At 55.1% G+C, this 5,153-nt stretch carries 4 protein-coding genes; 2 read left to right on the top strand and 2 right to left on the bottom strand.

All coding sequences use genetic code 11. From position 1 onward, the window contains the following. On the top strand, positions 1 to 1,768 hold a 1,768-nt coding region (locus tag ACIREA_RS26350; protein WP_397385304.1), incomplete at its 5' end, for a hypothetical protein. 362 nt (positions 1,769 to 2,130) lie between these two features. On the opposite strand, the gene ACIREA_RS26345 is transcribed toward ACIREA_RS26350, so the two are convergent. Beyond that, positions 2,131 to 2,769: a PEP-CTERM sorting domain-containing protein gene (locus ACIREA_RS26345; RefSeq protein WP_397385303.1), complete on the bottom strand. Its 639-nt coding sequence runs from the start codon at positions 2,767 to 2,769 to the stop codon at positions 2,131 to 2,133. Positions 2,770 to 2,820: 51 nt separating this feature from the next. After that, the gene (locus ACIREA_RS26340) at positions 2,821 to 3,840 is read right to left on the bottom strand and encodes a TIGR02597 family protein (protein ID WP_397385302.1); all 1,020 of its coding nucleotides are present in this window, start codon (positions 3,838 to 3,840) and stop codon (positions 2,821 to 2,823) included. Positions 3,841 to 4,358: 518 nt separating this feature from the next. Between ACIREA_RS26340 and ACIREA_RS26335 the strand changes: the two genes are divergently transcribed. Continuing rightward, a partial coding sequence (locus tag ACIREA_RS26335; RefSeq protein ID WP_397385301.1) for a GspE/PulE family protein occupies positions 4,359 to 5,153 on the top strand: 795 nt, incomplete at its 3' end.

The raw sequence follows: 5,153 nt of genomic DNA, 5'->3' as shown, positions 1-5,153 counted from the left end.
CTCACGTCTTGTCATGCAATCCCCGTCCCCGTCCAAACCCGAGATCCCGGAAACGGACATTGAATCCTTAATTCCCAAAAAAGGCGGCAACCTTTCTTGGTTTGCCATCCTGGGCTGGGTGATGATTGGCGTGGTTTTGCTGGGAATCACTGTAGTGGCCTTAAAAAAGTTCGACGTCGTTAGGATGCTCCAATCCAGCCACTACATCACCAAGGCAAGGCAGGCCTTGGAAGCTGGAAATCTGCCAGAAGCACTGAGTGCGATTCAGCAAGTGCAGGGCCCCACCCGCGACACACCAGACTTCCTTCGGCTTATTGCTCAATACCTGCAAAAAACCTCTGCTGAACCAGCACTGCTGGCGGACACCCTTGAAAAGCTGGCACAGGCGGGGAATGTGCAGCCAGACGATGCATTGTGGCTCAGTCAGGCACGCTTTCTTGCCGGAGATATTCGGCGGGCGAGAGCAGCTTGGGACCGCCTCTCATCCTCCCAGCGTTCCGGCTTGATGGCGATGAAGCTCAACATCGATCTTCTCCGCAAGGAAGGTTATTTCCACGAAGTGGCAGAGCTTGAGCTTCAGCTCTTCCAGCTATTTCCGGACGAGCCGGAGGTAGCGTTCCGCAAGGCAGTAAAAGACCTGGATGGCAACTTCCCTGAGATCAAGGATGCGGCATGGAATGTTATCTTCAAACTGGCCTCAAAGGGAGGCCGGACTGGACTCGATGCAGTGAGGGCTCTGAGCCGACGAACCGAACTGACGTTGGCCGAGGCGGAACAGTTGCTGAAACTGGCGGCAGCGCATCCCGACATCTCGCCTGATGACCGGTTGATGCTCGTTTCCACCATCATGCGCCGGGATCCGGCGCAGCGCGCGCAAAGGCTCAAGCAGGAAATCGAGCGCTACAGAACCGCCGCTCCCACCACTCTCGCTCAGGTGGCTGGGTGGCTGGCCCGTGAGAAGGAATACGCCAAGATTCGAGAACTTGTGCCGGAGGACCTCCTGCTCCATTCGCCCGACCTCTTTCCTCTGGTCGCCCAGGGTCTGACGGAACAACAAAAGTGGCAGGAATTGATGGATCTGCTCAAAAAGGGAAAAAAACTCCCGGTTTCGAATGCACGCGCCGCCACTTGGCGGGCACTGGCGGCACGAAACCTGCATCCTTCGGACATCAAACAAGCCCGTGCTCATCTCGAAGAAGCCATCCTGCAGGGTCTTTCGGAAAGAAATGCCCTGGCTCTTTTGGGAGCCGCCACTCTCGCCGAGTCATGGCATTTGACGGATCTGGCGCTCCATGCCTACCAGGCGCTCGCACAGCCCGGATCCCCTGGCGAGGTGCAGATGCTCGAGAAATGCTGGGAAATGGCCTCCATTCAGAACGATTCCGCGTTGCTCGCCCCCCTCGCCAGCAGGCTCCTCAAGTTAAGGCCCGACGACCTTAAGTATGTCCGAAGACACGACTACCTCTGCCTCCTCCGTGGAGTGGAACTCGAGACCACATTGTTGGATGGCTCAACAACCGCCAAAAGTGCTTCCGACCATCTGCTGGAAGCTCTCAAAGCCTACCGGCTGCATGACTTGGCATACGCTTCCGTCGTCCTTCACAAGGTGGTGGACACAAGAGACTTTTCCATGGGTGAAAAAGCCGTTTATGCGGGTCTGCTCGCCACGACATGTAATGAAGTCTCTCAAGCCTACCAAATCGCGGAGAGAATTCGTTCCGAAGGGGTGTTGCCCGAGGAAAGGGTGTTTTTGCAATTGGCCCAGTGAGCCTTGGCTCCCGAACCGTATCCGATGTCCATGCCCCCGTTGCATTGCGCTTGGTTTTTGCCGGTCAACTACATCGGCAGAACGACTGATTGAGCCAGTGCTTGGCGCAGGGCCGCCTGCTCTGCGCCCAGACTTTGGGTGTGCGCCGATGAACGGTTCGCTTCGTCTCGTTAGCAGGCATTTGAAGAAGCCCGTCAGATACGCCTCGGCATTGATGCCCTGCCGGTGGCAGTTGTCGATGAGCGTGTAGAACGTGGCGGCGTGGTCAATGAACCGACTGACGCCCCCCCCCGGGAAAAGAAACGATGGCCAAAAAAAGCCTGCATTGCTGCAGTCCCTGATTGAGAAAATGAAGACCGAGATTACCGGCGGCGGCGAAGGGTGATCAGACCAAGGCCTAGAACCGCCAAAATTGCGCGGCTGGGTTCTGGGACGGCACTTGCTCCTACAGTGAAGCTTGCAGAGCGAATCGGGTCGGCACCAGCAAAAACACTGCTGTAATTAACCACACTAGCAGATGATTGCAAGGTAAACGCTGCATTGGTGTAGAAACCATAGTTGTCATTGGTTGCTGCGGTGGAGGTTGGCAACCACAGAAGGCCAAATTTATCACCCGCATCAACTCCCGAGACGCCATCGCCTGTGGTTGGAACACCGAAAGCAGTGGTAATTCCGCCATTTCCTGCTTCATTTCCGGTGAAGAATGGACTCGTCAAAGCTTGAGTTGATAATCCTGTTGCGAAATAATAATCGGTGGTTGCAACTCCACCGCTATTGAGGAAGCCTGAAACACTGGGGTTAAACGTATCGTAGCTACCGCTTGAAAAACTAGCGCTGGTGGCGATCACGACTCCCCACAACATTCCATTGGTGGCGGTGCCAGAGGCGTTCGCAAAGTTAGTCGCACCATCGGGGCTCACAGAAAATTGCAGTGTTGTCGCGGCTTGCACTGACGAAATAAAGGCTATTGCGAGTGTCAGCGATAACAGTTTGTTCTTCATAATTGAGGGTCTGCAGGCGGATGGATGTGGCAACCTGTTTCACTTTTGGTCTTATTGCAAATAACCTTGCAGATTTTGCCAGATAAAGTTTTGGGGGCTGGAAGTGCCTTTTGCACGATAGATCATGGCGTTGCCTGGCTGTAAAACGGTTGATGCGGTCACTTCAGCAAAGGTGACGGAATTGTACCACAGACCACCAAAATAAACCAGCAGCGTGGCAGGAGATTTGTTTTTACCGGGAGCCGAATTGTCAAAAAGATACAACTCATCATTGTCCTGAGCCCCCAAGTTCACGGCGCTAAGCGTAGCAGGAACAGGGCTCATGTAGCTAATGATTTGGTCTTGTGTTGTGTTCGCTGCAAGGGTGCGCAAAACAAGACGGCTACTGCTCATTGGCACAGAACCTATGATGGGGACCGAAACGGCGCTGGCCGAGTTATTTCTTAGGATGAAGCCGGCACCAAACAGCATTGGCCTATTGGATTGGTCCGTAAACCCAACCGTTTCATACCAACCGAAACCCGCGAAAAACTGAAGCAATGCGGTTGGAGAAACATTTTGTCCTGCAGTATTGTTGTCAAAGGCATACAATTCTGTACCATTGGGAACAGCACTGATCAGAGCGGATGGCGTCCAGTACGGCATGATGTCTATGTGATCTCCCAGTCCTACGCCATCGACTGCTTCCGTTTTAACAGCGGCAAGGCTATCACCGGACCCGAGTTGAACAGTCAGAGTATTGGCACCGTTGGCCGTAATTTTTGCGGTCATCCCTTCATTAGTGCCCGTTGCAATTAAGACAGCATAGGTGTCAGTTTGCGATGGAATGGATTGGACGAACGAATTGGAGGTCCAGCCTGGGGAAGTGCCAGCAATAGTCAGTACACTGCCAGAAATGGACTGGATGACACCTTTGAAAACTGAGGTCCGGTTGAGTGGTGCAGCAACAATAGCATCTGAATTAGCAGGTACTGTCACGTTTACAAACCCCACTGCATCAGTCGTGACCTGCGCCTGGGCGGCAGCTCCCAGTAGGGCGCATACGATTAGGGAAAATGTCAGCTTTTTCATGACTAGAGTGTTTGTGTATACATCAAATTGTTGGCTGAGGGGAAGCAAAATATCGAGTTTTTGACAATATTACTCAGGACTGGGGCCCGGAAATGGGTGTGCAATGATTTATACCCCAACATGCGGATTTGGTTACATGAACAATGTGATAAAATGTTGAAAAGCTTGAAAAGGGCCGAGAACACCTCTCAAATATGATAAATTACGAAGCGGGGCTTGCAAGGTGGCGCTGCGAATGCCTGACCGCGACACAGAGCATCTCGCTTGCATCCCAGACAACTTCACGATTGCACATTCCGATCGTTTCCGATATACGTAATTCCCCGTCCGGGTTTGCGGCCTGAGCGAGTCCTGTCAGTTTTCTTCATTCGAGAGCAATTCGCATTGTGAGAATAATCCGTCGCTTGCACAGCTGGCTCCATAGGATGCCCCATCGTTGCTCTCCACAACTCTTGAAACCGCAGGCTCAAAAAAACAGAGAATGATGTCCGTGCCTGCACTCGCCACGATCTGACCATATGCTCTCCATCCTCCAATCAAGCGCCCAAGCCGCCGGTGTGATGGACTCCGACATCCAGGCCGCTCTCAACACCGCCGCAGGCGGCGGCATCTCCCCCGTCCTCGCCCTCATCGAGAGCGGAGCCGTTGACGAGCGCCTCTTCTCCCGTCACCTCGCCGACTCCCTCGGCTGGCCCTGGCTCGAAACCCCACGACCCGAACCCGCCGACGCCGCCGAACTCAAGCGCCTCATCCCCGCACGCTTCGCCGTCCGCCATCAGGTCTTCCCCGTCGGCTTCGGCCACGGTCGTGTGACAACCACGTCACACCAGCCCATGGTAGACTCACCCACACCCCAAAAGCGCACCCTCAAGCTCGCCTGCCACGACCCCTGCGACCTCCTCGCCCGTCAGGCCGTCGCACGTCAGTCCGAACTCCCCGTCGAGTGGTGCCTCACACCCCGCACCGAACTCCTCAGCGCCGTCCAGCAGCTCTACGGCGTCGGTGCCGAAACCTTTGACGCCCTCATCGCCGCAGGCGGCGGCAGCACCGACGACCAGCACCTGCGCGATGAAGCCAACGTCATCGACGACGAAGACGAAGACGCCTCCGTCGTCAAATTCGTCAACCAGATCATCCGCGAAGCCCTCGCCCAAAAAGCCACCGACATCCACGTCGAGCCCCAGCCCGACTCCCTCCGCATCCGCTACCGCATCGACGGCTTCCTCCACGAGATCCCCGTCCCCGAAAACATCAAATCCCTCCAGGCCTCCGTCATCGCCCGCATCAAGGTGATGAGCAAACTCGACATCGCC

Source organism: Prosthecobacter sp., from assembly GCF_044373815.1.
GTDB lineage: Bacteria > Verrucomicrobiota > Verrucomicrobiia > Verrucomicrobiales > Verrucomicrobiaceae > Prosthecobacter.
The sequence above is the reverse complement of the archived record's forward strand: the minus strand, read 5'-3'. Positions and strand labels throughout refer to the sequence as shown.